The organism is Nocardia sp. NPDC051321 (genome assembly GCF_044455225.1).
Classification (GTDB): Bacteria; Actinomycetota; Actinomycetes; order Mycobacteriales; family Mycobacteriaceae; genus Nocardia.
On record NZ_JBITEM010000009.1, the window covers coordinates 431322 to 457062 of the forward strand.

Genomic DNA, 25741 nt, shown 5'->3' on the forward strand with positions numbered 1-25741 from the left:
CGTACGAGACCGCGGGCGGCCCGCCGAGTGGAGGGGTCGGCGGGGTCGGCGTGTCGGTGGGGCGTGGCATAGTTCGGTGGCGATGAAACTCAGCAAAGGCGCCAATGCAGCGGTACCGACATCCCTTCTTGCCGTGGTTGTTTCGTGGCGGTCGGACCACGCGGTAGATGCGCATGCCCTTTTGCTCGGCGAGTCGGGCGCAGTTCGCACTGATCGTGATCTGGTGTTCTACAACGCGCCGCGGCATGTTTCGCAGGCGGTGACGCTGGATCAGGAGCCCGCGCCGCGGACCGCACGGTTGAGTGTTTCGCTGCCGCGTACGGAGTCGGATGTGGCGCGGATCGTGATCACCGGGTCGGTCGATGAGGGCACCTTCGGCGACATCACGGGTCTGTCCCTCACCATTCACGACGCACACGGGCCGATGGCCGGGTTCGCGATCGAGGACGCCGACCCGGTCACCGCGCTGATGTTCGGCGAGTTCTATCGCAGGGACGGGCAGTGGCGGTTCCGCGCTATCGCCCAGGGCTGGGCCACCGGGTTGTCCGGGCTGGTCACCGAATTCGGGGTGAGCGTCGACGATCAGCCGCGACCGTCGCACCCGGCGAACCCGTTCGGCGGACGAGCGCCGCAGCCCCCGACCCTGGAGCGCGTTCCGGTCGACGACTCGATCGATCGGGAACAGGCCCCGGCGAATCCACGGATGCGGCAGACGGACCTGCTCGACCAACCGGCCCGCGCACAACGACCGGTCGATCTCGCCCGACGCCTTGCCGACCCGATTCCCCCTCCCGCCCCGCCCCCGAATCCCGAACGGGCCGACTGGCATTCGGACCCCGAGAACCCGTCGCGGCAGCGCTGGTGGGACGGGGCCGAGTGGACCAGCGCCACCCATCATCGACACCCGCCGCGCGACCGGCACTGCGACCGCTGCGGAAACCTCCGCCGCCGCAAGCTGTTCGGCGGCCTAGCGGCCTGCCAGTCCTGCGACATGGAGATCGAGGAGTTCCTGACGCACTGGCACACCCAGGCGTGGCGAGTGCTCACCGCGTACGGACCGCGCGGCCCCGAATGGGCGTCGCTGTGGGCGTCGTTGCGCTATCAGCGCATCGAGGAGAGCGCGGGCCGCGAGGCGCTGCGCGACGCGGGGCTCAGCTACGTGGAGCGGCTCGTCACCTTCACCTTCGCCGACGGCGAGGTCGAGCACGACGAGCTGGCGGCATTCGAACACGCCGTCACCGAACTGGCGCTGGCCGGTCCGCTGATCGAGGACCTGCGGCGTCGAATGCACCGGGGCCGCACCCTGTCCCGGCTGCGCGCGGGCGAGCTGCCGGTGATGCGCACCCCTGGCCTGCATCTCGATCCAGAGGAGAAGGTGCATCTGGATCTGCCAGCGGTGCACGTCCGCCAACTGGCCCGCGGCCCAAGGCTCACCGAGGGCAGGTTGATCGTCAGCAACAAGAAGCTGCGCTTCGTCGGCGACGGCACCGGCACCGAATTGCTCTGGTCCCGAGTGGTTTCCGTGCACACCGAGCAGAACGCGGTGATCCTCGCGGCGACCTCGTCGCGCGGCGGCGCCACCTTCACCGTCAGCGACCCTGACTACGTCGCCGCCGCGCTCGAGGGTGCGCTACGGGTGGCCAAACGGCTGATCCTCACCCCCGGCCAGCGCGACACCCGCAGCATCTCGCAAGAGGTGAAAGCCGAAGTGTGGCAACGCGACGGCGGCAAATGCGTCGAATGCGGCGACAGCCACTACCTCGAGTTCGACCACATCATCCCGCTCAGCCGCGGCGGCGCGACCAGCGCCACCAACCTGCAGATCCTCTGCCGCGCCTGCAACCGCGCGAAGGGCGCCCGGATCTGAGCTATCCGGTCAGCAGGCCCACGGCCTGCCCGAGGTCGAGCAGCATCGCGTCGAACAGGATCTCCGGGTTGGACAGCGGGATCGGATAGTTGCCGAAGACCTCTAGCGTGACGTGCCCGTACAGGCGAGCCCACAGCTGGATCATCAGGTACATCACGCCCAGGTCGAGCTTCTCGGCCGGGAACTTCTGCCCGGTCTCCGACAACGCCGCGAGCAGCTCGGTCTGGAAGTGCACGAGATCCTCGCGCAGTTCCGGCGGGATCACGTCGGTCGGCGGCGTGACGATGTCGTAGTTGGCCAGCAGCCGGCCCGCCGCCGCGAGGAAGATCCGGCCGAACGGCTCGTCGAATCGGCGCAGCGCGCGGGCCTCGCCGCCGCCGGGCGAGGCGAACACCAGGGTGAATTCCCTGGTGTGCGCCAGCGCCCAGCGGCGAAATCCCTTGCAGATGGCGAAGAACTGCACCACGCCGTCGTCCGGCAGGGTGGCGATCTCGGCGGACAACTCGTCGCCGAGGTCGGCACAGAAGTCCAGGCGCAGCCGTTCCAGCAGGTCATCCAGGGACCCGTAATAGCGATACAGCGCGGGTGCGGTGATGCCGAGCTCGCGCGCGATCGCACGCAGGCTCACCGCTGCTTGTCCATGATCGACAAGCAGCGTCCTGGCCACCCGCCGGATCTCGGCGTCGGTCACGATCGGCGAGCGGCCCCGGGGTTTAGGGATACTCATGCTGTTTCGATTTGGCATGCTCGAAGCCCTACCTGGTTACGCAAGCTGCCTCCTCCTGGCCTGACTCTCATGCCAGGATTCAAGCGTATTCAACGTCCCAGCGCTTGATGCCGTTCAACCAGCCGGAACGCAATCGCACAGGTTCTGCGACCTGACGCAGGTTCGGCATCGCGTCGGCGATGGCGTTGAACATCAGATCGATCTGCAGCCTGGCCAGATTCGCGCCGACGCAGTAGTGCGTGCCGGTGCCGCCGAAGCCGACGTGCGGGTTGGGGTTGCGCAGCACATCGAAGCTGAACGGATCCTGGAACGCTTCCTCGTCGTAATTGGCCGAGCCGTAGAACAGGCCGATCCGCTGACCCTTCTTGATCTGCTGGCCGCCGAGCTCGAGATCCTGCGTCGCGGTGCGCTGGAAGGCGTTGACCGGAGTGGCCCAGCGGACGATCTCGTCGGGCGCGGTGCGCGGCCGCTGCTCCTTGTACAGCTCCCACTGCTCCGGGTTGTCCACGAACGCCTTCATGCCGTGCGTGATCGAGTTGCGGGTGGTCTCGTTGCCTGCCACCGAGAGCAGGATGACGAAGAAGGCGAACTCGTCGGAGGCCAGGCCATCGCCGTCGATATCGGCGTTCACCAGCTGCGTCACGATGTCGTCGGCCGGGCACTTGCGGCGGTCCTCGGCCATGTTCCACGCGTAGCCCATCACCTCGGCCGTGGCCACCTGGTGATCGCCCTCGAATTCGGGATCGTCGTAGGAGATCATCTGGTTGGACCAGTCGAAGATCTTCTTGCGATCCTCTTGCGGAATGCCGATGAGTTCGGCGATGGCCTGCAGCGGCAGCTCGCAGGCGACCTGCTCGACGAAGTCACCGCGGCCGGACTTCTTGGCGTCGTGCACGATCTTGGCGGCCCGCTCGGTGAGCGCGGCGCGCAGGCTTTCGATCGCGCGCGGGGTGAAGCCCTTCGAGATGATGCGGCGGACCTTGGTGTGCTTGGGCGGATCGAGATTGATCAGCAGCATGTCGCTGAGCATGCCGATCTGCTCCGGGGTGACGTCCTCGTTGAACCGGATGATCGAGCCGTTCTCGTGCGAGGAGTACAGCTCGGGGTGCTTCGAGATCTCTTTGATGTGGTCGAGCTTGGACACCACCCAGTAGCCGCCGTCATCGAAGCCGCTGGCCCGGCCGGACTGCGCGCACCACCACACGGGGGCGGTGCGGCGCAGCTCGGCGAACTCCTGCACGGGCAGTCGGCTGGCGAGCATGTCGGGGTCGGTGAAATCGAATCCTGCGGGAATCGCGGGGGTGGTCACGGTCACGGCTATCTCCTACCGGTCTGGACTGCAGACCTCACAACGTTGTGTGGAACACGTTCCAGAAGAGATGCAACCACAGAACCAGGGCTTGTGAACAGTGTTTAGTAAAACCCGTTTACTTAATTGTTCGCCCGACGTCAGGACACCGGTGTCAGGGGCGGTGGTTGCCAACGATCTTGGATCGCGTCCTCTTTCGGCGCGTACAACCGCAAGGTGAGGGAGAACTGCCCGGACTCGGGGATGGGCAGCCAGTTGCCCGGCGGAACGTCCGGACCGGGGTCGGCGTGCTGGACCGCGAGGTCGATCGAGCCATCGGGGTTGGGCACCACCGGAACCTGGTGGCCGATCGCGTAGATCCCGGCCGGGTTGGACATCAGGTAGTTGTCGGCGTCGTAGGCGGTCAACGACCAGAAGGCGTCGACCGGCGGCGCCTGGCCCGCCGGGAAGTGCAGGCGGAATCGGCCGGTGCTGCCGTTGGCACCCGCCGTGGCGAACAGCGTCGGATAGATCGCGTCCTGAGGCAGGTTGGCGCCCAGCCCTTTCCAGGCGATGGCGGCCCGCTGCAGGTAATTCGTGCCGTAGCTGCCGATGGCGAGGTCGACGGTCCACCCGTTCTCGTTCATCGACTTCGGATCGAGGTAGACCGGGATCTGCTGGCGCGCCGTATCGACCGCCGAGGACAGCTCGGCGTCGGAGAGACCGACGACACCGCCACCCGGCGTAATGCCGATCGTGGCAAGACGTTTCATCGCGGGCGCGTCATCGGGTGCGGCAGGGTTGATCGCCAATACCGCGCACAGTCGATCGAAGAAGGTCCGCGCGTCCATCTCGGCGACCTGCTTGGCGGGCGGGGTCGAATCCGCTTGCGGTGCAGGCGGAACGGCCGGTGTCGGTCGCCGCTCGGTCCAGTTGCTGAGCGGCTCCAGTCGCAACTGCTGCTGGAGCGCACGCACTGCGGCAAGGTCGTCGGTGCCGTTGACCTGAATCCGGCCGAGCAGCCATACCGTCGGCGTCGGCACGGGCAACGGCGTGACATCCTCGGGCAGCGTGCCGGACCAGTTGGGTCCGACGATGGCATAGGCGCACGGCGGGCCCGACTTCGCTTGCGGCCGAACGCTGCTCGGGTTGTGCACGGTATTCGTCCACGCGTCCAGCACCTGCATCAACCAGTACCGGCCTGCCATCGCGGGTACTTGCAACACCATCGGCTCGGCGCGCAGGTCGAGCCAGGCGGACGAATACAGCGTGTCCAGGTTGAGCCGCACCACATCTCGGCGCGCGGGCGTCGGCAGCGCCGCGGCGTGCTGGAACCGATTGGCCGGGGTCCTCGTCGCGGCAGCCCTGGTGACGTCCATCAGAACCAGCGGGAAGCCGAAGATATAGGCGTCCTTGGCGATCGCCTCGGCCTCGCTTGGCGCCGTGGTGACGGGGCCGGACGACGCGTCGTCGGATCCACCGCACGCCGCCAAGCCGAGCGCGGCCGTTGCCGCGGTTGCCGCCACGCCGAACATGGTCCGGCGCGACACTCCGCCTTCGGTCTCGTCCATAGGTATTTCCCCTGCTTCCGATCCGATCGGACATTGCGAGAGATCCGCGCAGGAGTATAGCCAAATGTTTGCCGTCAGAGCCTCATGTGCCGAGCACGGCGTTCATGATGGTGCCGGCACTTGTCGCGACAACACCGCCGATCATGGCGCCCGCGATCATCTTCGGCGATTGCAGCGCGCCACCCTGCCACTTCTCCCAGGCGAACTTGCCACCAGCGAAGATGATGGCGAGGATCCCGGAGAGCAGCGCGAACCAGGTGAGGTAGCGAACCATCTGTAACAGCTTGTCCGACAGGGGCGGCGCCTCCGGGGTCGGGTTGCTGACCTGCGCCAGCGTCGTGAAGCTGTCCCCGATCGCCGTCAATATCATGCTCACCGTCTACTCCCTACGCTCCACTACAACTTTGCCGCCGCCGAGCTGCCACGCGAAAGCTGTTAAACCACCGATGAATTCGATCTTGGATGAGGATACGGGCACGCCGCTACTCCCGTGGGACTGCGGCCTTTGCGAGCTCACGCTCCGCGGTATCACCTGCGGAATCGCCCCCAAGCGGTAGTAAGCGATAACCCGCCGACGGCACCGGCGGTGCGCGGCGACCGGGTCTTCGAGCACCCCGCCCCATCCATCATCCCGACCTATAGCAACCCCGGCAAGGCCTCGGCGACGCCGAACTTCACTGCGCTGCACCGACCCGACTGCATTGCAGCGAACAAACCGATACCATCGCAGTCAGCGAATCTTGCCCTGTCCCGAATCCAGAATGAGCTGACCACGATGATCCTGCTCGCCGTGCACGACACACTGCTTGCTCAGATCGGCAACCCCAGCCCCGAGGCTCCGCCGGTCTCCGACAAATTCCTTCAACTGGTCCGCTACTTCACCTGGTTCGTGCTGTTGGCGGGCATCACCGCCATCATCTACGCGGGCGGCAAGTTCGCCTGGGAGAAATGGACCGGCGGCGGACTCGACTCCCCGAAGATGGTGGCGGGCGCCATGATCGGCGGTGTCGTCGCGACGAGCGCGGGCACCATCATGAACGCCGTCATCGGCTGACCCCGCCACGAGAAACCCACTCCCCCAACATCTCCGGTCCGGCCGCGGTATTCGCCGGACATGGGAAGGCTGCGGCGGTACTCAGCCCGCCGCAGCCTGCTCCCGAACTATTGATCCGCGAGCCAACTTCCGTGGAACCCGAACGGGACACGCTGCGGCAGGTGGATGGTGGCGACCGGCTCGGCGGCCATATCGTCGGCATTCAGGATGGTCAGATCGCTACGGTCGGTCTCGGCGTTATAGACATAGGTCATGAGATAGCCGTGGCCGCCGGGATTCTGGTCGGCGGGCGCGAACGCGGCCTCGGCGGGAATCCGGCCGGGACCGAACTCGTGCGAGGTCTGCGCGCCGGTGCGCAGGTCATAGCGCACCAGGGCACCGGAATCGCCGGCCACCGAGGCATGACCGAAGTGGGCGTCCAGACCGATCAGGCGATCGTCGACCCGGGGGAACTCCGCGTTGCGATCATCGAGCTGCTGCTCGGTGACGGTGCCCGCGCTGAGATCAATCGTCCAGCGCCACAGGGTCGACTTGTCGAAACCGTCTGAACTGCTGCGCCACAACTCCGCGTAGCGCATCACATACAGCACGATCTTGCCCGGCTCGTCGTGCGCGTTCAGTGCATGGAAGACATAGCAGGGGTCGATCGGGAACCAACGGACCTCGCCGAACGGGTCGTCGCGCCGCAGCACCCCGAGCCGCGCCTGGTAACTGTCGCTCCAGCGAAACGGCATGCCTGCACCGGTCGCCGCGGTCGCCAGGTCGAAAACGACCGGCAGATCCATGAATACGACATGTTCGGCGGTGAGGTTGAAGTCGTGCTGCATGGTCGCGGCAGGCACCTCGACGGGACGGCTGAGCAGCAGATTGCCGTCGGCGTCGGCGCGGTGATAGGTCAGGAACGGCTCGCCGACCACCTCGTAGCCGAAGAAGTGCAGCTCGCCGGTGACCGGGCAGGTCTTAGGGTGCGCGGTCATCGCGGTGTGCAGCTTGCCGTCGAAATCGTAGGGGCCGACGGTGTCCAGCTCGCAACTGAGTTCATAGGGATAGGACGTCTCGACCAGTGCCAGCGTCCGGCCCGCGTGCCGGACGACGTGGGTGTTGGCGACACCGGCGGTCAGGTTCCGCTCGCCGGTTTCGCTGTAGCTGCGGGCACCGTCGGTGAAGGTCGTGGTGCGTACCCAGCGATTGCGATAGGAGACGGCGCGGCCGTTCTCGATCCGCACCCCGTGCACCATGCCGTCACCGGCGAACCAGTGCCGGGCGGCGGCCTCGTGCGGGTTCGGTCCGTTGCGCAGGTACCAGCCGGTGAGCTCGGCCGGGATCTGCCCGGTGACGGGGAGATCGTAGGCGGTCAGTTCTTCGGTGACGGGTGCGTAGTTGCCGGTGAGGTGCGGGACGGATGTGGTCATGGGAGACAACCGTTCTGGTCGAAAGGTCAGGCTTGGGCGGCAGCGGTGCGCGCCTTGGCCTGGATGTAGGCGACATAGCGGATGGTGAAGACCACCGGGATCACGAAGGCCAAGACCTGCGCGATGGTCCGCGGGGTCGAGTCGGCGTGCGCGAGCGCCGCAAGCACGATGCAGCCGATGGTGAAGCTCGCCGCCCAGACCGAGGTGAGCACGTAGGCGGTGCGAATGAACACCGGGTTGTCCCAGAGTTCTTTCGGCGCGGTTTGTTTCGCGACGCCGAGGGTGAAGGGCTTGCGCAGCGCCAGCGAGACGAGGGCGATCAGCGCGAGTACGCCCGAGGAGATCGCCGGGCTGTAGGGATGCAGGGCGGTGTTCGGATGGGCGAAGGCGAGCACCGTCAGGGCCGCGAAGAAGATCATCGAGCCGATGTCGATTATCAGGGCGTCGAGAGCGCTGCCCGCACGCAGCTTGCGGGTCACCTCGAACACCGACAGGAGCAGGGCGATCAGCGCCGCCCACTGCCAATGCGCGGCGGGGATCACCGCGTAGACGATCCAGGGGGCGAAAGTGCGCAAGTACGACATGTCCGAAGCTCCTCGACTCGCGTTGCCGCGACGTTCCAGTTGTGACATGTCGAAACTAGAGCCTCCTACTTAGACCTGTCAATAGTGGAATGTAGAGTGGGAGGCATGAGTCTCCGATACGCGATGCTCGGGCTGCTGGCCGACCGCCCCGCCAGCGGCTACGACCTGCTGCAACGGTTCAAAGTATCGCTGGCCAATGTCTGGTCCGCGACACAGAGCCAGATCTATACCGAGCTCGGCAAGCTCGCCGACGCCGCACTGATCGCGGTATCGGACGAAGGCCCGCGCGGCCGTAAGGAATACACGATCACCGAAGCCGGGCTGGCCGAGCTGCGGCACTGGCTCACCGACACCAGGCCGAAGCGGGTGATCCGCAACGAGACGCTGCTGCGCGTCTTCTTCCTCGGCGCGGTCTCCCATGCCGAGGCCGCCGACTATCTGGACGGCATCGCGGTCAGGTCCGGCAAGGCGCAGGTGGAGTTGCTCGCGCTCAAAGAATCGGTCGACTGGGACGACAACGACTTCTCCAGGTACGGCCGCATCGCGATGGAGTGGGGCGAACGCTTCCACGCGATGAACGAGGAGTGGGCCAGGTGGGCGACGGAGCAGATCCCCGAGGACTGAACGTTCGCAGGTCGACTCAGCGCAGAATGCCCGCCGCCTTGGCCGCGCGCAGCCAATCCGGGAACTCGCCGAGCAACCGCGCGTACAGCTCGCCGTCGTCGACCTTGTCGATGTCGTCGAGCGCGAAAAAGCCGGCGTTGTCGACGATTCGGCCGGTCATCTCATCGAGCGAGCGCAGCAGGCCGTAGTTGGCGCGGCCGAGTCCGACGAACTGCCAGAAGGCGGGCAGCTGCGCCGCCTCGCGCATGAGCGCGGCGATCTCCCGCTTCTTCGCGAAACCGCCGTCGGTGAAGAACAGGATCAGCGTCGGCCCGTCGCCGGGGTGTAGTGAGGCGATGATGTCGCGCATGATCGGCAATTCGTCGTTGCGGCCACCGATTCGGTCGTAGTCGATGCCCGCGTGCGTGCCGCCGAGGTGCAGATAGGTGTGCGCCCATTCGTCGCCGTGCACGACGGTGATGTCGGGCAGCTTGGCGAACGAGAGGGCGTAGAGATAGGCCTCCAATGCGCCATTGTCGTCCAACTGGGTCGCCACCGGAATCATCCGCTGCACCACGCGATGCACCACCTCGGTGCGGTACTGCTTGATCATGCTGCCGGTCTTGTCGATCACCAGCACGACGCGTGCTCGAATTCCCCAGGCGTCCTTGCTGATCAGCACCTTGGCGACGGCGCGCTTGCGCATGTCCAGCTTGCCGCGCTTCTCGAACGAGAGCGCGGCCTCGCCGGGCACGGTCCGCACCGGAAGATCCGGCTGCGCGAGGTGCGGCGGCGTGGGCTGCGGCGGCGCCGCTCCAGGCGCATCATCAACGCGCACACCGTGATCGGTGACCAGCGCCGCGAAACCACCCGCGTACCCCTGCCCCACCGCCCGGACCTTCCACTGCGCACCACGCCGATACAACTCCAGCGCGATAACCACCGACTCGCTGCCCAGGCCCTCGATCCGGTACTCGTACAACACATTTCCGGAGGAGTCGGCCACCGTCGCCACCGGCGCGGCGAACTGCCCGAACGTAGCGCCAGGATCGTCCAGCGTGATGACCGCCCGCAACTGAGCGATCTCCGCGGGCACCTCGGCCAACGAAACATCCAGCGCCGCAGCAACACCGACGCGCAACACCACGCCGGGCGCAGCAGGCTGATTGAAGAACACGAAGTCGGCATCCGAGCGCACCAGGCCCGCCGCGGTCACCAGCAACGCGGACACATCCACGGCCGCCTCGGTCCGCACCGCCAGCACAACCCGCGACCCGGCCAGCGCCCCGTTTTGCCCCTTCACAAGCGCAGCACCCACCGAGACTCCCTAAAACGGACCAAAGAACCGTAGTCAGAGTAGGGCAGCGGCTACTCGACCGCCGGGGGATCCGACCGCGCCAGCCGGTCAGCACGACAACCTCCGCCGCGATCCCCGGTGCGACCGCGATCACAGCCCTTGCGTTCGGAACAGTTGTGAAGTCACAATAGTTGTGTGATTACAACTGTCCAGGAGATGTCCGCGCGGCGTAAGACGCTCGTGCTGGCCACCTGTTGCCTCAGCCTGTTGATCGTTTCCATGGACTCGACGATCGTGAATGTGGCGATACCGAGCATTCAGATCGATCTGCACGCGCCGTTGCCCCGGCTGCAGTGGATCGTCGACGTCTACACGCTCACCCTGGCCAGCCTGCTGATGCTGGCCGGCGCCACCGCGGACCGGTTCGGGCGGCGCAGGGTGTTCCGCATCGGGCTGGCCACCTTCGCACTCGGTTCGCTGCTGTGCAGCCTCGCGCCGTCCATCGAGGTCTTGATCGTCGCCAGGTTTCTGCAGGCAGTCGGTGGTTCGATGCTCAATCCGGTGGCGATGTCGATCATCACCACCACCTTCACCGGACGGGTGGAGCGGGCTCGCGCGATCGGGGTGTGGGGCGCGGTGGTCGGCATCTCGATGGCGCTCGGGCCGACCGTCGGTGGCGTGCTGATCGACGCGTTCGGCTGGGCGTCGGTGTTCTGGATCAATCTGCCGATCTGCTTGCTCGCGCTGGTGATGACGGTGCTGTTCGTGCCGGAATCGAAGTCGGCGACGGTGCGCGGCATCGACCCGATCGGTCAGGTGCTGGCCGTGGTGTTCCTGTTCAGCACGGTGTTCGGGCTGATCGAGCGCCGGCCGTTGATCTTCGTGGTCTCGGCGTTCGCGCTCGCCGCGTTCATCTACTACGAGTCACGCCGCGTCGACCCGTTCATCGATCTGCGCTTCTTCCGCAGCGTGCCGTTCGCCTCGGCGACGGTGATCGCCATCTTCTCGTTCACCGCGCTCGGCGCGTTCCTGTTCAGCTGCTCGCTGTATCTGCAGCAGGTCAGGCACTATTCGGCGGTGCACACCGGCCTGCTGTACCTGGCGATGGCCATCGCGATGGTGATCGTCTCGCCGCTGTCCGGCCGACTGGTCGGGCGGGTCGGGACCAAACCATCACTGATCGTGGCGGGTGTGATGATGACCGTCGCCGCCGTCATGCTCACCACCCTCGATCCGAATACTCCGGTGTGGCAGCTGGTGATCATGTTCGCGATCTTCGGCATCGGCTTCGGCTCGGTGAACGCGCCGATCACCACCACGGCGGTGAGCGGGATGCCGCTGGATCGGGCGGGCGCCGCGTCGGCGGTCGCCTCGACCAGCCGTCAGGTGGGCGTGAGCATCGGTGTCGCGCTGTGCGGCGCGCTGGCCGGCGCCGGACTGTGGTGGGTGATCGCGGTGCTCACCGCCGGTGTCGCCATACTCGGCATAGTCGCGAACACCCCGTGGGCCAAGCGGTCGAGTGACCGCGTCGCCCCACTGCTGGAACAGAAGGTGCCCGTCCATGCCGGATGACAACCCCACACCCGACGAGGTGTGGGCCCTGCTCACCCGAGTCGTGATGTACTCCCGCGACCCGTGGCGGCGCGCCGCGGTCGAGCGAACAGGGTTGCCGTTCAGTCGCATTCGAGTGCTCCGCCGACTGCGCGCCGCGCCGATGACCGTGAAGGAGTTGGCGCACGCCGCGGCGATCGACGCCCCCGCTGCCACCGTCGCGGTCAACGATCTCGAGGAGCAAGGTTACGTCGTGCGGGAGGTGGATCCCACCAACCGGCGCAAGAAGCTGGTGTCGATCACCACGGCAGGCCGGGCCGTGCTGGCCAAGGCGCTGGCGACACCGGATCCCGCGCCGGACTCGGTCACCGCCCTGCCCGCCGACGACCTGCGGGCGCTGCGCGACATCCTGAGCAGGATCGAGCATTGAGTCTCAGGCGCTGACGAATTCGCGATCGCCGTACTGCACGCTGCCCGGATCCCAGGCACCGCCGATGCCCGCGACGAACTGTTGCGCCAACGCCATATCGGCGACATCGACCACCAGGATCAGGGTGTTCGCCTCGGTGACCGACCCGCCGACGAGCCGTTCGCGCGCCACCGGGTCGGCGACCAGCCCGTCCCGGAACCGTCGCACGTCGACACCGCTGACCGTCACCGTAAACGCGTCTACCCCAGGGGAATTCGAGGCGAGCCGCTGGAAGGTCAGCACCGATTCCTGCTGGAACTGACCGCGCACCTGGTCGGCGATCTGCCGCAGTTCGGCACCGTCCACACAGGCCAGATGAAACTCACGGGACCGCTCATAGGTCGCCTGCTGCCGCTCATCCGACCAGAAAACGCCGCTGACCAACGTCGACCCGACGGGTAATCCGATGTGCCGCAACGCGATCCCGTCCACGGCGAGCTCGAACCCGTCAAGCCGGGTACGCAGCCGCTGATCCGCCGGATCGGTAATGGTCGCGGTGTTGTCGGTCGCGAACAGTTCCGCGGTGGGCTGCAACGGATTTCCCGCCGCACACGCCACCGGACCGGCCTCGGCAGGCCCCACTCCCCCTAACAGCCCCGCACCGACGAACACCGACGCAACAACAGCCACCATCCGTGCCGCGATCATCTCGATCCTCCCGAGTCGCTGATCTACGCGATAGACCTCTGCACCCTATCGCCGGACTCGGCGCCATCACCACGTTTTTACGACGCCCCCTCGGACGCGGACGAGCGGGCGGCGCCCGATGGGGCGCGCACCCGCTCGACGGCAGCGACCGGTTTATCGGTCAGTTGCGGAAAGCGTCCTTGACCTTCTCGCCGGCGTCCTTGAGGTTGGACTTGACCTGATCGCCCTTACCCTCGTTCTTCAGATCCTGGTCGTCGGTGGCATGACCGAACTTCTCCTTCGCCTGGCCGGCGAGTTCTTCAGCCTTGTTCTTGGCCTTGTCAGCTGTGCTCACTGTCTAACCCCTTTCCGATTGGGTCCGACCGACCTGCCTTTATCGGGCCAGTCGAGTGGCGGATAACCGGATTGCGGCGAGGCAAACATGTGGAACCGGTCACCGGTACCGCCGGTAACCCACACCCAGGCGCCTGAACTGGGCTCAGGGGAGGCATTTCGAGGGAAAAATTCGCGTCACCTGCGCGGTCACCCGCCTCGCATCCGCCGCGCCGTGACAGGCGCTGGGCGGGCATCCGCCGTCGCGCTACGCTGACCACGTGTACCTCACAGCCGGTGGGCGCGACCATGACCTCGGATGACCAGTACGCCGTCGTCGCCATTGCCTCGTCGGCCGGCGGCGTCACCGCGCTCTTCCAGGTTCTCGGCGCCCTCCCAGAGACATTGCCGGTACCCGTTCTCGTCGTGCAGCATCTCGACCCACGCCACAAGACGGTGCTCGCCGAATTGCTTTCGCGCCGAACCGAATTGCGCGTGAAACTGGCAGAGGCAGGCGAAAAGATCCAGCCGGGATCGGTGTACATCGCGCCGCCGAACTACCATCTGCTGGTGGAACCGCACGGTGTGCTCGCACTGTCCGGTAGCGAGCTCGTCCACTTCGTTCGCCCCTCGGCCGACCTGCTGTTCGAATCGGTGGCCGGCGCGTACGGTTCGCGCGCGATCGCCTGCGTGCTGACCGGTTCGGGTAGCGACGGCGCGACAGGAGTGAGCGCGGTCAAGTCCCGTGGTGGCACGGTGGTCGTGCAGGATCCGGCGGAAGCGGAGTTCAAGGGTATGCCGGGCGCCGCGGTGGCGACCGGCGACGCGGATCTCGTTGTGCCACTCGACGAGATCGCCGGCGTCATCCGTGGTCTCGTGGCGGAGAGCGGGACGTGACCGAATCGAACGAGGAGAGCATGACGGCACCGGGTGAAGAGATCGACACCGCCGACCCGGAGCTGGAGGACCTGCTGCTCTTCATTCGCGACTCGCGCGGCTTCGATTTCACCGGCTACAAACGCTCCTCGCTGACCAGGCGTATCCGCAAGCGGATGCAGGAGGTACAGCTCGCCGACTACCTCGACTATCGCGATCTGCTGGAAAGTAGCGCGGAAGAATTCCGCCATCTGTTCAACACCATCCTGATCAATGTCACCAGTTTCTTTCGCGACCCGAAGGCCTGGGAATACTTGCAGTACGAAGTGCTGCCGGAGCTGATCGCGAATACCGGGCCGGACAACGAGATCCGGATCTGGAGTGCGGGTTGCTCCAGCGGCGAGGAGACCTATTCGCTGGCGATCGCGTTCGCCGAGGTGCTCGGCATCGAAGAGTGCGTGAAGCGGGTCAAGCTCTACGGCACCGACGTCGACGAGGAGGCCCTGCGCGAGGCGCGGTCCGGCGTCTATCCGTCGAAGGCGCTCGAACAACTGTCCGGTGAGCTGCGGGATCGGTATTTCGAGCCGATCGGCGACAAGTTCATCTTCCGCTCGGACCTGCGCCGCCGGGTGATCTTCGGCCGGCACGACATCACCAGGGACGCGCCCATCTCTCGCCTCGATCTGCTGGCGTGCCGGAATACGTTGATGTACTTCAACGCCGAGGCGCAATCGCAGATCCTGGAACGATTCCGGTTCGCGCTGCGGGAGGGCGGCTTCCTGTTCCTCGGCAAGGCGGAATTACTCCTCGCCGAGGGCGAGCGGTTCGGCGTGGCGAGCATGCGTCAGCGCGTCTTCCGCCGCCGGGCGGGTGAGGTCCGGCCGCCGCACCAGCCGAGCCCGACGCGGATGGACACCGATCTCGGCTTGGAGGTGCAGGGCCTGGTGAGAAAACGCCAGCTCAGCAAGCTTGCTCTGGAAACAGCCCCGGTCGGAGTCATCGGCCTCGACTCCGACGGCAGGGTCTCCATCCTCAACAACGAGATGCGCAGCCAATTCGGTCTGGCACACGACGATGTCGGCAGGCCGCTGAGCGAACTGGAAATCTCCTATCGGCCGGTCGAACTGCGATCGTTGATCGAGCAGGCCGTGTCCGAACGCCGCAGCGTTCGGGTCAATACCGCAGAACGCAAGCTCGGCCCGGACGAGGTCCAGTACTTCGAGGTGCATGTCCAGCCGCTGTGGGGCGGTGACGGCGCGGACATCGGAGTCGTGGTGACTTTCGTCGACACCACCGTGCCGACGCGGCTTTCGCTCGAAGTGAAGGCGAAAAGAGAAGAGCTCGAGGCCGCCTACGAGGAACTCCAGTCCACCAACGAAGAACTCGAAACCACCAACGAAGAACTCCAATCCAGCATCGAGGAATTGGAGACCACCAACGAAGAACTGCAATCCACCAACGAAGAACTCGAAACCACCAACGAAGAACTCCAGTCGGGCAACGAAGAACTCGAAACCATGAACGAGGAGATGCGGATCCGCACCGACGAATTGAATGAGACCCGCACCTTCCTGGAGGGTGTGCTGTCCAGCGTCGCGGCTGGCGTGGTGGTGCTCGACAATCAGTTGCGGGTCCGGAGCTGGAACCGAGGCGCGGAGGAGATGTGGGGGCTGCGTTCGGATGAGGTCCAGCAGCAAGTGTTCTTCGCGCTCGATTTCGGGCTGCCCACTCAACAGCTGCACGAAAGCATCCAGCGGTGCCTCAAAACGGGCCGCCGCGACAGGCCGGTGGAGATTCTCGCCGTCAATCGCATCGGGCGTTCGATCATCTGCGCGGTGACCTGCTCGCCGCTGGACGGCTCCCCCGACGGTGTGGTGCTGCTCTTTGAAGAACTCCCGCCGACACACGCTGCCATGCCGGCCAATTAGTCCTGGCCGCGGCCCGAGCGCGTAGGCTGGGCGGCGTGTGGTCGTATCCGGACGCTCACCAGGAAATCGCCCGTGAATGGCAGGAATTCGCCGCCGAGCGACAACGTGCCACCCGGGCGGCAACGGTCGCCGCGAAATATGAAAAGCAGCTCACCGAGCGACCGGAGTCCATGCGGCCGTTTCGGCAACGGATGGCTGAGCTGCATCGGCGAATCGAGGGACGGCATCTGGCTTGTGCGCGACTGCACCGGTTACATGCCCTGCGCCTGCAGCGGTGGAGTATCGGCGACCAGGCCACGCTGCGGCCGGTCTTCATGGCCGCTGTCGCGCAGCACCTCGGCGTGGACTGCGCCGCGATCACCCTGTTCGGCCACCTCGGCGAGGAGCTGCTGGTCGCCGCCTCGGACGGTACCGCGCGCGCCGCACACGATCTCGAATTGCTGATCGGCGAGGGCCCGGCCCGCGATATCGTCGGCGGCCGGGAGTTCGTCACCGCGGCAGGCAGCGAGCTGGCCACGCGCTGGCCGCAGTACGGTCCGGCGCTGACCGAGCTGGGCGTGCGGTCGGTGGTCGCGGTCCCGTTGCACTCCTCTCGACTGCTCGGCGCTTTGTGCGTGTTCACCAGCAGCATGGGTCTGCGCACCGAAACCACTCCGGCCGCCGAGACGGTGGCCGACGCACTCGCCAACACGGTGCTGCTCGCCGCGGCGGGAACGGACGGCGGGGGCGCCCCGCAGGGCACCTTGTTCGAGGATGCCGATTACTTCGCCGTCGTACACCAGGCGGTCGGTATGGTTGCCGTGCAATGCGGTTGCGATCTCGACGCCGCGCTGGCGCTGCTACGCGCACGCGCCTTCGCCGACGGCAGCGCAATATCGGAGATCGGCCGCCGCGTACTGGAGGACGGATACCAATTATGTTGACCGTCAAGGTATTTCATGGCTGACGAACTGGCTTTGGGGATGTCGGAGTTGACAGCGCTGTTGTTGACCGGCGACGAGGTCGCCGAATCACTCTGCGCCATCGCCGATGCCGTCGCGCGGATGCTGCCGAATCACCCGATGGCCGGGGTCACACTCGTCCACGGACACGGCACCATCGTCGGCGGTTCCAGTGCCGCGCACGCGATGCTCGTCGAGGAAACACAACGCAGCGAGGGGTATGACCCCTGTCTGCAGGCCATCGATACGGCACAACAGGTTTCGGTCCACGACGTCGCGGCGGAGCATCGCTGGGGCGGCTATTCGAACCGTATGCTCGCCTTTGGCGTCAAATCCATCTACGCCCAACCACTTTCGGTGGATGGTGCAGCGGTCGGCGCGCTCTCGCTCTACTCGACCCAGCCGAACGGCTTCACCGACCGGATCCGGCGGGCGGCCGACCTCACCGCCGAACACCTCGGCGTGCTGCTCGCCGTCGCCACCGATACCGCGCGGCAGGCCGAGCTGACCGAGCAGCTGCGGGCCACGCTGGCCTCGCGATCCACCATCGATCAGGCACTCGGCATCCTGATGGCCGAACGGCGCTGCGACCGCGACGCGGCCTTCGAGGTGCTGCGTCGCAGGTCCCAGCAACGCAACGTCCGGGTCGCGGACCTGGCCGTGGAAATGATCCGGACCGTCACCGGCCGGGCTCCCGCCGCGCCGCATTTCATCGAGCCGATAGCGCCCTCGCGATCCCTGGGCCATTCGTGATCACCCGCCCCCCAAGGATTTTCGTGCGCCCGGCGGCATAACCGGGTCAAACCGACGACGAAAGCCTTACTGCCGGGTAGAATTGGCGATATCCTGCCGAGTTCCGCCGCGCGGCTCTGGATCTTGCCACTCGATGCTCGGGGGACGTATGGACGATCCCGCTTTATCCAGTGACCACACCGACCGCCGCGCATATCTGCGTTCGCTGTTTCTCGACCGGCAAGACGCGGGACGTCGACTCGCCGACCGGCTGCGGGTTTTCCGCGGCCCCGATGTTGTCGTCCTCGGCGTGCCGTGCGGCGGCGTCCCGGTCGCCTTCGAGATCGCCGCCCAGCTGCGACTGCCGCTCGACACGATCGTCGTCAACAAACTGCGCGTCCCCTATCGGCCGGACCTGCCCTTCGGCGCCATCGGCGAGGACGACACCCGGATCATCGATGAGGTCATCGTCCGCAGTTCGCTCCTGACACCACAGGAACTCACCGACACCGAATCACACGAACGCGCCAGCCTGCACCGCCGATCCGAGCGATTCCGGCGGCACGGTCCGCAAGCAAAGCTGGGCGGGCGCACGGCGCTGGTCATCGACGACGGCGTCACCACGGGCATCACCGCACGGACCGCCTGCCACGCCGCCTATCGTCGCGGCGCGGTCCGCGTCGTGCTTGCCGTCCCGGTCGCTCCGCACCGCATCGTCCGGTTACTGGCCTACCACGCGGACAAGGTCGTGTGCCTGGAAACACGGGCCGCCCCCCGCCCGCTGGACGAGTCCTACCTGCGCTTCGACCCGGTAACCGACACCGAGGTCGATCGCCTGCTCGGCGCGCACGGCCCGACGCCGAGCGTGCCCCGTCGAATTCGCCTGGCGGAGAGCGGGAACGACGGTAGGTAGACCGGGTACCCCGGCCGCCGCGCCCGGAAACCTGACGTGGCCCCTTTCGATGGCTCCCTTGCCTGCGATAGGTATACGATTCTGCGGGCGGTGGAACGGTCCAGAAAAAGGCCCTCCACCCTAATTTCGAGCACGCGAGTCCGATATGCGTGGGATGGACGGGAGGCGGCATTGTCCGAGATGTCGATTACCACTTTCGCGGTGGACGCCACGTCCAACGGTGTCAGCGAGGGTCTGCTTTCCGAGCTGGTCGAGCATCTGCGGCAGAACCGCACCGTCCTGCGTGAGGAGTGGGCGCGGCGCATTACCGAGGCGCAGTTACTGACCGCGATGACGCCCGACGAGATGTTCTCGGAGGCGACGTCGGTCTACGACAACTACGTGGCCGTGCTGGAGACCGGTTCGGTGGAGGCGCTGCAGGACTACGCCCGCGACCTGTCCGAGCGCATCATTCCCCGAGGCGTCGAAACCGACGAGGTCCTCGGCATCGTGCTGCTGCTGCGCGACGTGCTGGCGCGCTCGCTGTTCGAGAAATACCAGGCGGATTTCCAGCTGCTGAACGCGGTGCTCGACGCCTACGAACCGGCCGCCAACCGCATCGCCAACACGGTGGGCGTCTCCTTCGTGGAGGAACGCGAACGCATCATCCGGCAGCAGCAGGAGGCGATTCGCGAGCTGTCCACCCCGGTACTGCAGGTCCGTGAGCAGCTGCTCATCCTGCCGATCATCGGCGTGCTCGACGGCCAGCGGGCCCGTCAGCTCACCGAGCAGCTGCTGCGTGCGATCCGGGCCAACCGCGCCAAGGTGGTCGTCATCGACATCACCGGTGTGCCGACCATCGACTCCACCGTGGCCAACCACCTGGTGCAAACGGTCGACGCGTCCGGTCTGATGGGTGCGAACGTGATCATCACCGGGCTGTCCTCGGAGATCGCGCTGACACTGGTCACCATCGGACTCGACCTGTCCAAGATGAACGCCGTCGGCGACCTCCAAGGCGGTATCGAGGAAGCCGAACGGCTGCTCGGTTACGAGGTAAGCCGCCCCGGCACCGGGGAGACCACCCGGCGACCGGAAGCGTGACGCGCTAGTCGGTGTGCTCGTGCACGGTGAGCAACAGATGATCGAACGCCGTCTGTACATGCGGCGGCGTTGGTGGCAGTGAGTCGAGCTCGGCGATCAACCGGATGGCGAGGGTGCGCAGCTTGACGTTGGTTTCCTGGGACCGCCACTGCAGCACCCGGAAGGCCTGCTCGGCGTTGAGCCGATAAACCCGCATCAGCACGCCCTTGGCCTGCTCGATCACCGCCCGCGCCTCGAAAAGCTCCGGCAACGTGCCCGCGAGCACCTCCTGGCGCTGTTCATCGATGGTTTCGGTCAGGTCGACGTAGTAACCGGTGGTGCCGACGACCGTGCCGTCCTCGGTCATGGTGTCGCCGAAGACGATCACGTGGCGTACCTGACCGGCGGTGTCGATGATGCGGTGGCGGCTGCAGAACGGCTCGGCATTGCGCAACGACTTGGCGATGGTCTCCGCGACCTGTGCGCGGTCGTCCGGATGCTTGTGCGAGAGTAGCAATTCCGTCGTCGGCGTCACCGTCCCCGGCGCGTACCCGTGCATCACGGCGACCTCGTCCGACCACTCCCACCGCTGATCGGCGAACCAGAAACCGAAGCTTCCGGTCGCCTGCGGTGTACCGCCACCGACCACCTGGACGACCGCGTGGGTCGCCGCTTCGGTGGCCGGCGCGCCTATTTCCATCACGCGGTAAGTATGCGCCCTACCTGCGGTTTTTGTGCCGTGTCGGCGGTCGGTCGCTCGTGTCGGAACCATAATGAAACACCGCAGATTCAGAGTCTTTGTGCCCTGTCCGCCGGGACTTTGTGCCCTATCCGCCGGGGGTAAGACGAGCCACATCGCCGCGACCAGATGTCGGCTGCCGGGTTGGGTCCACGCTTCGCGGGTATGGCAGGAGTGAATCGTTGGGAGGCGGTGCACATGATGAAGGTGGATTCCGGTACCTCGACGCCACACCAGACGGCGGTGGTCGCGCACAGGGTGGCGGTAGAACTGGCTGCTCAGCCGCACGAACTGGGGATGTTGCGTGCGCTGACCGACACCATGTGCATGATGGCCGACGTCACGCTCGACGCGATCCCGGATATTCGGCTGGTGCTCAGCGAAGCGGCGACCGCGTTGATGCTCGACGCGGTGCCCGGCTCGACCCTGCGATGTGCGTTCACCTACAACCGGCGCCGGATCAGCGCGCGGATCAGCGCGACCACAACGCGGGATGTCGAAGTCAGTCGCGATCCGCTGAGCTGGCAGTTGGTGCAGGTGCTCAGCGATTCGGCGGAAATGATCCAGGACTCTTTTGATCTCGACGCGGGTGGGTATCCGACGGCCATCGAATTCAGTTGGGAGCGAGGGATATCCGATGCAACGTGAGTTCACCACCGACCGGGCAGACGCACCGCGGCGCACGAGTTCACGCGGTGACAGTTACGACAACATCGAGCCTTGGTTCGAGAAAATGGCGACCCTCCCGGCGAATGACCCGCATCGAAACGAATTGCGCGAGGAGGTAACTCGACTGTGCCTACCGCTGGCCGAGCACATCGCGCGCAAATTCTCTGGCCGCGGTGAGGCTTTCGACGATCTGCATCAAATCGCCAGGGTAGGCTTGCTTCTCGCGATCGACCGCTTCGACGTCTCGCGCGGCAGTTCGTTCCTGTCGTTCGCCGTGCCGACAATCATGGGCGAGGTGCGCAGGCACTTCCGGGATCGAACCTGGGCGGTGCGAGTTCCGCGCAGGCTCAAGGAGATTCAGCAGCTGATCGGGCCCGCCACCGAGACGCTGTCGAACCGCCTCGGCCGGGTGCCCACCGCAAGGGAGATCGCCGCCGAGCTGGAGGTCGAGCTCACCGAGATCACCCAGGCGTTGATTGCCCGGAACGGCTATCAGACCAACTCGCTCGATGGCATAACTCGCGACGACGGCGAGAACTCGCCGCTGCCCGCCGCCGGGCTCGGTGCGGAAGAACCGTGCTACGAACTGCTGGAGCAGTCGATGACGGTGCGTCCGCTGATCGCCGCGCTACCCGAGCGGGAGCGGCGGGTGCTGATCATGCGGTTCTTCGAATCGCTGACTCAGGCGCAGATCGCCGAGCGACTGGGTGTTTCCCAGATGCAGGTGTCGCGGATCCTGACCAAAACGCTGAATACCCTGCGTGCACAGGCGCTGGACGAGCAGCCCGCCCAGGCGGCCTGAGCGGTTATGCCACGTGGCCCGGCTTCAAGTCGGCGACGGAGTTGTAGCGCAGGGGTTGAATGCTCGGTGGCGGAGCGGAGGACTGCTCCGGTTCGATGAGCATGCCGACGTGATCGCCCAGGTCGTGCCGTTCGAGGATGCGTCCGGTGAACCAGCCCGCGGCTGCGGCCAAGATGGGCAGCTCGGCCGGGCCGGGTGCCCACTTGCAGTGCGCGAACTTGTTGATGTCGTCGCCGGTCTCCGCGCCGAAAAGCGCTGCCAGCGAGGACTGTTCCCGGCCGAGCAGATGCACGGCGAGGTGCTCGGCGGCCATCGCGACGCCGAAGGTGAAGTTGTTCTTGGAGATGCCGACCAGGAAACGCGGCGGTTCGATGCTCACCTGCGAGGTGAAGCCGACAAGGCACCCGGCCTGGCGGCCATCGGCGCGGGCGGTCACGACGAACACCGGATAGTCGGCGGCCGCGATCACCGCGTCGAAACCGGATCTCTCTGCTGTGGCGTTGTCCGACATGGTCCTCGCGCTCGGCTCGGCCGCGGCCATCACCGCGCTCTTCGGCACGGCTCGGAACCACGGCAGGTGGGCAGTCTGTCACCACAGTACGAGACGTTGCCGGTGCGCAGCGGGGTCAGCGACCGGTCATGACGTCCTGACGGAGTTTGCGGATGTTGGCTTTTTCGGCGAGTAGTCGCTCGATGCCCGCGTCCAATTGGCGGGTGCGCTCGTCCAGTTGTGCGAGTACGTCGTCGCGGTCCTGGTCGGTGGCACTTTGCGGGGCGGTGCACGCGATATGGATCAGGGCGGCGGCTTCGGACAGGGATAGGCCGGAGGCGAGCAGGCAGCGAATGTCGTGCACGGTCTTGACGTCTTCTTCGAGGTAATGCCGGTAGCCGTTGGGGTCGCGCCGCGGGGTGAGCACGCCGGCGTTCTCGTAGTGGCGCAGCATCCGCGGGCTCGCGCCCGTGCGCTGGCTCAAATCCTTGATCTGCACTCGCGCGCTCCTCCTTGACATTGACGTTAGCGTCATACTTTACCTTGGCCGCATGACGAACGAACGGAATCGGCCGAACGTACTGCTCGTGGTGACCCATCCGGATCACGAGTCCGCCACCTGGGCCATCGCCCGCGCGGTCGAGCAGGGCATCCACAGCGACGGAAGTACCACTGCCACAACGCATGACCTGACCGCCTCGGGCTTCGATCCCGTGTTCAACGCGGCGGATCTCGCGGTGCACCGACTGCTCGGCGACGTGCCCGCCGACGTGCGACGCGAGCAGGAACTGATCGAATCGGCCGACGTCGTCGCCGTGCTGTTCCCGGTCTACTGGTGGTCGATGCCCGCGCTGGCCAAGGGCTGGATCGACCGGGTATTCAGCCGAGGCTGGGCCTACGAGAACAGCTCCCCCGAGGGGCCGAGCGCGGTGAAAGAGCTGCACTTCATCGCGTTGGCGGGCGTCAACCAGGACAGTTTCGATCGCCGCGGCTACAAGGACTCGCTCACCCTGCAACTCCACGCAGGCATCGCCGGTTACTCCGAGATCGCCGAGTCCTCGATCGAAATCCGCTACGGCACCGAAACCACCGACCCCCAGACCCACCAGGAACTCGCCGCCCAGGGCTTCAAACTCGGCGCCAACCTAGCCCAGCGCGCCCAATCCGCCTTCGACAACGGCTAATTCACCCATCGCCCGTCCGCCCCCGCACACCGGCCTGGATAAGCCTGGAACGCCGCTGATCCCCTCCACCTGCGGCGCTCCACCACCCGGCTCCCTGCCTCGTAGTTGGCGCCGCAATCATCACCGCTCTTCGTGACTACCGAAACACACCGACTCAAACTTTGGACCTGTTTGCACCTTCGGTCGAGGGTTTGAGTAGGGCTGTTTCGGTGGACCTGACGGGCCAGCATACGAACCACGCGGTGCTGGTCGACGGGCCGAACATCATGATCCGAGCGGTGGGTACCCGGCCAGACTCGCCTGGCGATGCTCGATGATCGCGACCGCTCCACGTGCCCGACCGCAACGAATCACTTGCGGGTCGCATCGCCGACTCATCGGCAACGCTCCAGCAATGCAACCCGTTCCGCTGTCGGCAAGAGGCGCACGATCGTAACGGCAGAACGCGCACATATTTTGCGGCAGAACTCGCACACATCATGCGGCGAAACGCGCACGCCGCGTGCGATACTAGTGCGGTGACCTCGTCCTTCTCGTCATCGCCTATTGGTCGTATCCTTCCTCGTCATGCCCACTCGGCAGTCCATGAAGCACTGGCGGATACACGTGTTGTGCTGGTCAACGGGGCTCGTCAATGCGGAAAGAGCACGCTGGTCGCCCGGATTGGCAGGGAGATCGGCGCGACGTGGCGGAGCCTCGACAAGCCGGAGACCCGGCAGGCAGCCGGCTACGATCCAACCCAGTTCGTCCTCGACGATTCCCTCTTGATCATCGGCGAGGTGCAGCGAGTACCGGAGCTGCTGTTGGCGATCAAGGAGACCGTCGACGCCGATGGACGACCCGGCCGGTTCCTGCTAACCGGTTCGGCTCACGTCATGGCGCTCCGGAGCGTTCCGGACGCCCTTCCCGGCCGCATGGAAACGATCGAACTCTGGCCGCTCTCCCAAGGCGAAATCGACGGCGCACCGGACAGATTCATCGATTGCGCCTTCGAACGCGGACCACAGCTACGGTATGACGGGACCGAGAATCGCGATGGCTACATCGAACGGATCGCCCGCGGCGGCTTCCCCGAAGCTGTTGCGCGAGAGGGCAAACGGCGTTCTCGGTTCTTCTCCTCCTATGTCGCCGATCTGATCAACCGAGACGTGATGCAGCTGTCCGAGATCGAACGCAGCGCAGAGATGTTCACCCTGGCCAACCTCGTTGCGGCTCGCTCCGGTCAACTCCTGGTACCCGGCGCCCTCGGTAATGAACTCGGCCTGCCCAAGGACACCGTCGCCCGCTACCTCCGCCTCCTGGAAGAAGTCTTCCTGATCAAGCGCATCCCTGCTTGGTCGCGAAACCTGACCAGCCGGGCAGTCGCGACCTCCAAGGTGTTCATGGTCGACTCCGGCATCGCCACATATTTGTGCGGTGCCGACCCACGCACACTGCGGGCCGTGAACGGCCCGCTCGGGCCACTACTGGAGGGTTTCGTAGCCGCCGAACTCGCTCGCCAGCTCACCTGGTCCGATCAGGAAGCCCGCATGTTCCACTACCGCACGCGCGACAACGTCGAAGTCGACATCATTCTCGAGAACAACCGACGAGAGGTGATCGCCATCGAGGTGAAAGCCGCCGCCACGGTCAAGGGCGAGGACTTCCGCGGCCTCCGCCACCTCGCAGAACGCCTGGGCGACGACCTCCTCGCCGGATACGTGCTCTACACCGGCACCCAAACCCTCCCGTTCGGACCCAAATTCCGCGCCCTGCCGGTCAGCGCCCTGTGGAACGCACGACCATGATCGCCTCGAACGGTTCGCGCCCAGCCACGAAAACGGCAGAGCCCCAGGCTATTGACCTGCGACTCTGCCTTGCGGCCTCGACCGTGACCCCCGATCGCGGCATAGATCGGCCGGTTGGCGACCTGGCCGTCGCGGACCTTGGCTCTGTCGCATTCTTCGTGATGTTCAGTTTCCTTGTAGCAGTGTGCGTTTCCTGAGTAGGTCGAGGTTGGCTCGTCCGAACATTTGGCGTTTG

The 25741-nt window shown here is 65.9% G+C and carries 27 protein-coding genes; 15 read left to right on the forward strand and 12 right to left on the reverse strand.

Going from position 1 to position 25741, the window contains the following annotated elements:
- Window positions 1-82 precede the first annotated feature (82 nt).
- The gene (locus tag ACIA8C_RS23675) at window positions 83-1867 is read left to right on the forward strand and encodes a TerD family protein (RefSeq protein WP_397138105.1); all 1785 of its coding nucleotides are present in this window, start codon (window positions 83-85) and stop codon (window positions 1865-1867) included.
- 1 nt (window position 1868) lies between these two features.
- Here ACIA8C_RS23675 and ACIA8C_RS23680 read toward each other — a convergent pair whose 3' ends face one another.
- From ACIA8C_RS23680 to ACIA8C_RS23695, 4 genes are all read right to left on the reverse strand, one after another.
- The gene (locus ACIA8C_RS23680; protein ID WP_397138107.1) at window positions 1869-2594 is read right to left on the reverse strand and encodes a TetR/AcrR family transcriptional regulator; all 726 of its coding nucleotides are present in this window, start codon (window positions 2592-2594) and stop codon (window positions 1869-1871) included.
- 79 nt (window positions 2595-2673) lie between these two features.
- Window positions 2674-3903, reverse strand: a complete 1230-nt coding sequence (locus ACIA8C_RS23685) for a cytochrome P450 (RefSeq protein WP_397138173.1) — start codon at window positions 3901-3903, stop codon at window positions 2674-2676.
- A 140-nt stretch (window positions 3904-4043) separates the two neighbouring features.
- Window positions 4044-5453: a DUF1254 domain-containing protein gene (locus tag ACIA8C_RS23690; protein WP_397138109.1), complete on the reverse strand. Its 1410-nt coding sequence runs from the start codon at window positions 5451-5453 to the stop codon at window positions 4044-4046.
- Between the two features lie 82 nt (window positions 5454-5535).
- Window positions 5536-5829 carry a hypothetical protein gene (locus tag ACIA8C_RS23695; RefSeq protein ID WP_397138111.1) on the reverse strand — a complete coding sequence of 98 codons (294 nt, stop codon included), beginning with the start codon at window positions 5827-5829 and terminating at the stop codon, window positions 5536-5538.
- Between the two features lie 399 nt (window positions 5830-6228).
- Here ACIA8C_RS23695 and ACIA8C_RS23700 point away from each other — a divergent pair, with 399 nt between their 5' ends.
- Window positions 6229-6507 carry a hypothetical protein gene (locus ACIA8C_RS23700; protein WP_040733125.1) on the forward strand — a complete coding sequence of 93 codons (279 nt, stop codon included), beginning with the start codon at window positions 6229-6231 and terminating at the stop codon, window positions 6505-6507.
- A 107-nt stretch (window positions 6508-6614) separates the two neighbouring features.
- Here the strand turns inward: ACIA8C_RS23700 and ACIA8C_RS23705 are convergent, their stop codons facing one another.
- The gene (locus ACIA8C_RS23705) at window positions 6615-7919 is read right to left on the reverse strand and encodes a carotenoid oxygenase family protein (protein WP_397138113.1); all 1305 of its coding nucleotides are present in this window, start codon (window positions 7917-7919) and stop codon (window positions 6615-6617) included.
- Between the two features lie 26 nt (window positions 7920-7945).
- Window positions 7946-8503 carry a hypothetical protein gene (locus tag ACIA8C_RS23710; RefSeq protein ID WP_397138115.1) on the reverse strand — a complete coding sequence of 186 codons (558 nt, stop codon included), beginning with the start codon at window positions 8501-8503 and terminating at the stop codon, window positions 7946-7948.
- A 105-nt stretch (window positions 8504-8608) separates the two neighbouring features.
- Between ACIA8C_RS23710 and ACIA8C_RS23715 the strand changes: the two genes are divergently transcribed.
- Entirely contained in the window at window positions 8609-9127 is a 519-nt protein-coding gene (locus ACIA8C_RS23715; RefSeq protein WP_397138117.1) for a PadR family transcriptional regulator, read from the forward strand.
- A gap of 16 nt (window positions 9128-9143) precedes the next feature.
- Here ACIA8C_RS23715 and ACIA8C_RS23720 read toward each other — a convergent pair whose 3' ends face one another.
- Window positions 9144-10424, reverse strand: coding sequence for a VWA domain-containing protein (locus tag ACIA8C_RS23720; RefSeq protein WP_397138119.1), 1281 nt, complete (start codon window positions 10422-10424; stop codon window positions 9144-9146).
- Between the two features lie 174 nt (window positions 10425-10598).
- Here ACIA8C_RS23720 and ACIA8C_RS23725 point away from each other — a divergent pair, with 174 nt between their 5' ends.
- Window positions 10599-11975 carry an MFS transporter gene (locus tag ACIA8C_RS23725; protein ID WP_397138121.1) on the forward strand — a complete coding sequence of 459 codons (1377 nt, stop codon included), beginning with the start codon at window positions 10599-10601 and terminating at the stop codon, window positions 11973-11975.
- Entirely contained in the window at window positions 11965-12384 is a 420-nt protein-coding gene (locus tag ACIA8C_RS23730) for a MarR family winged helix-turn-helix transcriptional regulator (protein ID WP_397138122.1), read from the forward strand. Before ACIA8C_RS23725 ends, ACIA8C_RS23730 begins: the two co-directional genes overlap by 11 nt.
- Window positions 12385-12387: 3 nt before the next feature.
- On the opposite strand, the gene ACIA8C_RS23735 is transcribed toward ACIA8C_RS23730, so the two are convergent.
- Window positions 12388-13071, reverse strand: a complete 684-nt coding sequence (locus ACIA8C_RS23735) for a hypothetical protein (RefSeq protein WP_397138123.1) — start codon at window positions 13069-13071, stop codon at window positions 12388-12390.
- A gap of 160 nt (window positions 13072-13231) precedes the next feature.
- A complete protein-coding gene (locus ACIA8C_RS23740) occupies window positions 13232-13405 on the reverse strand; it encodes a CsbD family protein (protein ID WP_397138125.1) in 174 nt (57 codons plus the stop codon).
- Window positions 13406-13692: 287 nt separating this feature from the next.
- On the opposite strand from ACIA8C_RS23740, the gene ACIA8C_RS23745 reads away from it, so the two are divergent.
- The 6 genes from ACIA8C_RS23745 to ACIA8C_RS23770 all read left to right on the forward strand — a co-directional run bounded on the left by ACIA8C_RS23745 (window position 13693) and on the right by ACIA8C_RS23770 (window position 19856).
- Window positions 13693-14280, forward strand: a complete 588-nt coding sequence (locus ACIA8C_RS23745; RefSeq protein WP_397138127.1) for a chemotaxis protein CheB — start codon at window positions 13693-13695, stop codon at window positions 14278-14280.
- On the forward strand, window positions 14277-16187 hold the full coding sequence (locus tag ACIA8C_RS23750; protein WP_397138129.1) for a CheR family methyltransferase: 1911 nt from the start codon (window positions 14277-14279) through the stop codon (window positions 16185-16187). Before ACIA8C_RS23745 ends, ACIA8C_RS23750 begins: the two co-directional genes overlap by 4 nt.
- Window positions 16188-16222: 35 nt before the next feature.
- Window positions 16223-17110: a GAF domain-containing protein gene (locus tag ACIA8C_RS23755; protein ID WP_397138131.1), complete on the forward strand. Its 888-nt coding sequence runs from the start codon at window positions 16223-16225 to the stop codon at window positions 17108-17110.
- Between the two features lie 15 nt (window positions 17111-17125).
- A complete protein-coding gene (locus tag ACIA8C_RS23760) occupies window positions 17126-17881 on the forward strand; it encodes a GAF and ANTAR domain-containing protein (RefSeq protein WP_397138133.1) in 756 nt (251 codons plus the stop codon).
- 148 nt (window positions 17882-18029) lie between these two features.
- Window positions 18030-18773, forward strand: coding sequence for a phosphoribosyltransferase (locus tag ACIA8C_RS23765; protein WP_397138135.1), 744 nt, complete (start codon window positions 18030-18032; stop codon window positions 18771-18773).
- A gap of 180 nt (window positions 18774-18953) precedes the next feature.
- Window positions 18954-19856 (forward strand): STAS domain-containing protein, encoded by a 903-nt coding sequence (locus tag ACIA8C_RS23770; protein ID WP_397138137.1) that lies wholly within the window; start codon window positions 18954-18956, stop codon window positions 19854-19856.
- A gap of 4 nt (window positions 19857-19860) precedes the next feature.
- Here the strand turns inward: ACIA8C_RS23770 and ACIA8C_RS23775 are convergent, their stop codons facing one another.
- Window positions 19861-20535 (reverse strand): PAS and ANTAR domain-containing protein, encoded by a 675-nt coding sequence (locus ACIA8C_RS23775; protein WP_397138175.1) that lies wholly within the window; start codon window positions 20533-20535, stop codon window positions 19861-19863.
- Between the two features lie 204 nt (window positions 20536-20739).
- On the opposite strand from ACIA8C_RS23775, the gene ACIA8C_RS23780 reads away from it, so the two are divergent.
- Together ACIA8C_RS23780 and ACIA8C_RS23785 are read left to right on the forward strand one after the other, a co-directional pair.
- Complete coding sequence (locus ACIA8C_RS23780) at window positions 20740-21222, forward strand: anti-sigma factor (RefSeq protein ID WP_397138139.1); 483 nt, start codon at window positions 20740-20742, stop codon at window positions 21220-21222.
- On the forward strand, window positions 21212-22045 hold the full coding sequence (locus ACIA8C_RS23785; RefSeq protein WP_397138141.1) for an RNA polymerase sigma factor SigF: 834 nt from the start codon (window positions 21212-21214) through the stop codon (window positions 22043-22045). The genes ACIA8C_RS23780 and ACIA8C_RS23785 overlap by 11 nt, the downstream gene beginning before the upstream one ends.
- Window positions 22046-22049: 4 nt before the next feature.
- On the opposite strand, the gene ACIA8C_RS23790 is transcribed toward ACIA8C_RS23785, so the two are convergent.
- Both ACIA8C_RS23790 and ACIA8C_RS23795 read right to left on the reverse strand, forming a co-directional pair.
- Window positions 22050-22556, reverse strand: a complete 507-nt coding sequence (locus tag ACIA8C_RS23790) for a flavin reductase family protein (protein WP_397138177.1) — start codon at window positions 22554-22556, stop codon at window positions 22050-22052.
- Between the two features lie 115 nt (window positions 22557-22671).
- Window positions 22672-23034, reverse strand: a complete 363-nt coding sequence (locus ACIA8C_RS23795) for a MerR family transcriptional regulator (protein ID WP_397138143.1) — start codon at window positions 23032-23034, stop codon at window positions 22672-22674.
- A 52-nt stretch (window positions 23035-23086) separates the two neighbouring features.
- Between ACIA8C_RS23795 and ACIA8C_RS23800 the strand changes: the two genes are divergently transcribed.
- Window positions 23087-23719, forward strand: coding sequence for an NAD(P)H-dependent oxidoreductase (locus ACIA8C_RS23800; RefSeq protein WP_397138145.1), 633 nt, complete (start codon window positions 23087-23089; stop codon window positions 23717-23719).
- A 332-nt stretch (window positions 23720-24051) separates the two neighbouring features.
- A complete protein-coding gene (locus tag ACIA8C_RS23805) occupies window positions 24052-25506 on the forward strand; it encodes an ATP-binding protein (protein WP_397138147.1) in 1455 nt (484 codons plus the stop codon).
- Window positions 25507-25741: the final 235 nt, after the last annotated feature.

Coding starts and splice junctions, on each gene's coding strand:
- ACIA8C_RS23730 (WP_397138122.1), top strand. CDS start 11,965: ATGCCGGATGACAACCCCACACCCGACGAGGTGTGGGCCCTGCTCACC.
- ACIA8C_RS23690 (WP_397138109.1), bottom strand. CDS start 5,453: ATGGACGAGACCGAAGGCGGAGTGTCGCGCCGGACCATGTTCGGCGTG.
- ACIA8C_RS23705 (WP_397138113.1), bottom strand. CDS start 7,919: ATGACCACATCCGTCCCGCACCTCACCGGCAACTACGCACCCGTCACC.
- ACIA8C_RS23785 (WP_397138141.1), top strand. CDS start 21,212: ATGCAACGTGAGTTCACCACCGACCGGGCAGACGCACCGCGGCGCACG.
- ACIA8C_RS23800 (WP_397138145.1), top strand. CDS start 23,087: ATGACGAACGAACGGAATCGGCCGAACGTACTGCTCGTGGTGACCCAT.
- ACIA8C_RS23745 (WP_397138127.1), top strand. CDS start 13,693: ATGACCTCGGATGACCAGTACGCCGTCGTCGCCATTGCCTCGTCGGCC.
- ACIA8C_RS23760 (WP_397138133.1), top strand. CDS start 17,126: ATGGCTGACGAACTGGCTTTGGGGATGTCGGAGTTGACAGCGCTGTTG.
- ACIA8C_RS23715 (WP_397138117.1), top strand. CDS start 8,609: ATGAGTCTCCGATACGCGATGCTCGGGCTGCTGGCCGACCGCCCCGCC.
- ACIA8C_RS23765 (WP_397138135.1), top strand. CDS start 18,030: ATGGACGATCCCGCTTTATCCAGTGACCACACCGACCGCCGCGCATAT.
- ACIA8C_RS23790 (WP_397138177.1), bottom strand. CDS start 22,556: ATGTCGGACAACGCCACAGCAGAGAGATCCGGTTTCGACGCGGTGATC.
- ACIA8C_RS23680 (WP_397138107.1), bottom strand. CDS start 2,594: ATGAGTATCCCTAAACCCCGGGGCCGCTCGCCGATCGTGACCGACGCC.
- ACIA8C_RS23735 (WP_397138123.1), bottom strand. CDS start 13,071: ATGATCGCGGCACGGATGGTGGCTGTTGTTGCGTCGGTGTTCGTCGGT.
- ACIA8C_RS23700 (WP_040733125.1), top strand. CDS start 6,229: ATGATCCTGCTCGCCGTGCACGACACACTGCTTGCTCAGATCGGCAAC.
- ACIA8C_RS23710 (WP_397138115.1), bottom strand. CDS start 8,503: ATGTCGTACTTGCGCACTTTCGCCCCCTGGATCGTCTACGCGGTGATC.
- ACIA8C_RS23780 (WP_397138139.1), top strand. CDS start 20,740: ATGGCAGGAGTGAATCGTTGGGAGGCGGTGCACATGATGAAGGTGGAT.
- ACIA8C_RS23775 (WP_397138175.1), bottom strand. CDS start 20,535: ATGGAAATAGGCGCGCCGGCCACCGAAGCGGCGACCCACGCGGTCGTC.
- ACIA8C_RS23770 (WP_397138137.1), top strand. CDS start 18,954: ATGTCGATTACCACTTTCGCGGTGGACGCCACGTCCAACGGTGTCAGC.
- ACIA8C_RS23675 (WP_397138105.1), top strand. CDS start 83: ATGAAACTCAGCAAAGGCGCCAATGCAGCGGTACCGACATCCCTTCTT.